At 36.5% G+C, this 2,462-nt stretch carries 2 protein-coding genes, 1 pseudogene and 1 riboswitch; all 3 genes and pseudogenes read right to left on the bottom strand.

Annotated elements, in window-relative coordinates:
- Window positions 1-47 precede the first annotated feature (47 nt).
- The gene (locus AC3AX0_RS11530; protein ID WP_487550429.1) at window positions 48-800 is read right to left on the bottom strand and encodes an ABC transporter ATP-binding protein; all 753 of its coding nucleotides are present in this window, start codon (window positions 798-800) and stop codon (window positions 48-50) included.
- Window positions 797-1,837 (bottom strand): FecCD family ABC transporter permease, encoded by a 1,041-nt coding sequence (locus tag AC3AX0_RS11525; protein ID WP_487550428.1) that lies wholly within the window; start codon window positions 1,835-1,837, stop codon window positions 797-799. Before AC3AX0_RS11525 ends, AC3AX0_RS11530 begins: the two co-directional genes overlap by 4 nt.
- 87 nt (window positions 1,838-1,924) lie before the next feature.
- Window positions 1,925-2,100: riboswitch (cobalamin riboswitch) on the bottom strand.
- A gap of 85 nt (window positions 2,101-2,185) precedes the next feature.
- A pseudogene (locus tag AC3AX0_RS11520) lies at window positions 2,186-2,462 on the bottom strand (hypothetical protein); the annotation flags it as partial.

The following is a 2,462-nucleotide window of genomic DNA, read 5'->3' as shown; positions in this document are numbered from 1 at the left end:
GCAATAATCCAATAACTTTTTTCATTCTCTTTATTTCTCCTTTTAAGTTAATTTATAATAAAGCCTTTACCAGGCAATATTTCTACGTCAAGATTGAATACATCCCTAACTGATTCTTCATTAAATATTTCATTGGGGTTTCCTGATCCATATAGCTCTCCCCTTTTTAATATATGAATTACATCACTATATCGATATGCCGTATTCAGATCATGCATTATGGAAACGACAGTAAGCTTCTTTTCATCTACAGATTTTTTAAGCATTTTTATCATGCCAAGTTTTGCACTTATATCCATTTCCGAGAAAGCTTCATCGAGAAACAAAACTTCAGGCTCCTGAACAAGAGCCCTTGCCAGTATTACCTTCTGAAACTCACCTCCGCTAATTTCCGTTGTTTTCTTGTCTGTCAATTCCTCTATTCCAAGTTTTTCAATGATTGAATTAATCAGATCATAATCATCCCTTCCAAGCCTTTCGAGCCTGCTAATGTGAGGATGTCTTCCCATACATATCATTTCATAACAGGTATACGTAAATCTTGTTGAATAATGTTGCTGAACAATAGCATAGCTTCTTGCTCTTTCCTTTGGTCCTATATTTCTGTAATCGTTATTGTAATATGTTATATTTCCTTCATATGATTGATTAAGCCCGCTTACGAGTCTCATGAAAGTTGTCTTCCCAGCTCCATTTGGACCTATAATTGAATTGAAGGTGTTTTCCTTTATATTTAGGGAAACTTTGCTGAGTATCTCCTTGCTTCCATAACTGAAATTTATATTTTCCGCCTTTATCATCTTTTTCCCCTCCTTAGATATATGAAGAGAAAGAAAGGACCTCCAAGAAGTGTTGTAATGATTCCTACTGGAATCTCATTTGTAAATAACACTCTTGAAAAATTATCCGACACCATTAGCACTATTGATCCGAGAAGTCCAGACAATGGTATAAGAATTCTGTTGTCCGGAGTAAGTATGAACCTGAGCATATGAGGTACTATGAGCCCCACAAACCCTATTATTCCACTTACGGAAACACAGGCAGCAGTCATAAGGGATGCCGTCACAAGATAAATAAATCTAATTTTTTTTGTTTCTATTCCCAAACTAACTGAAGTATCTTCACCAAGTGATACAATATTAAGATCCGCTGAAAAAAATATGCAAATCAATGTTCCAAAGAATATTAAGGGTGTTAAAAGATGCACATGGGTCCAGCTTCTTGATACTAGACTTCCCATTAGCCAGAACACGATTGCTCCAACTTCTTCTCCTGCTGCATTCTTTATGAAGCTTATTCCAGCTGAAAGTATTGAACTTACTATGATTCCTGATATAATCAAACTACTGCTGTCGAATTTTCTTCCCTTTTCAGCAAGTACTATGACAAGCGACAAGGTGATAAGAGCTGCAGTGAATGCAAACAGTATTATTGGCACCTGTATGTTTTCAAGAAAAATATTTATATATATGGCCAGGGACGCTCCAAAAGCCGCTCCAGTTGACACTCCTATTGTATATGGATCCGCTAGTGGATTCATAAGTATTGATTGAAAAACAGTACCTGAAACTGCAAGTCCCATCCCAACCATCGCTCCTGTCAAAATCCTTGGAAGTCTTATATTCCATACTATAGCTATTGAAGAATCTTTTATCTCACCAATAATGGAAGGCATGTTAAATATCTTTCCAATAATAATCTTCCATACATCTGCAAAAGATATTTCCGCTGTACCGAAATTCACCGACATAGTGACGCTTAAGGCAATGAGTATCATAAGTATGATTCCTGCAATTAGTGATTTTCTTATCTTTGATGTTAATTGGGTTTCCATATTTCTCCTTTGACAATAAAAAACCCGCCATGATGGGCGGTTTTCGTCTTGATTGCAATAAAAAAATACCTAACCTCCCATCGAAGTTGATAAAACAATTTCCAGGCAGGTCTTCCGACTGATGTTTATGGCCATTGTCACCTTCCCGGGCTATCCCAGTGGTTATTGACAATGGCAAACAATTACGGCAGCGAGGGCTGTGCAGGTCTTACACCTGACTTCCCTATTAATCACATTTGTGAACCTAAAAAACTATATTCAATTTGATATCATATTAACACCCATTATAGCATTTGTCCATATCTATTTTCAAAATCTTTATCCTTACATTTCCCTTTATACAAAATTCTATTTGACTGAAATTTTTTCTACATATAATACTTCACATGCTCCATCTCCAGTATCATTTCTGGTCAAACTTGAATTCCAGGTAAAATTATCTCCCTTTACGTATACAAGATAACCTTCCAACTCAACAAGGTCGTTTACTCCCACATTACTTATCTGTTTTGCTACAAGGTCGTCTGATGGAATAAGATGTACATTTGCCGAGTGCTGTCCAATATATGCTTTGGCTACAGGAGTTCCCGAGTCGTACTTGTAATAGTACCATCTTCCCGACTGA

The organism is Dethiosulfatibacter sp. (genome assembly GCF_983023055.1).
This window is presented reverse-complemented; position numbering and strand designations above follow the sequence as displayed.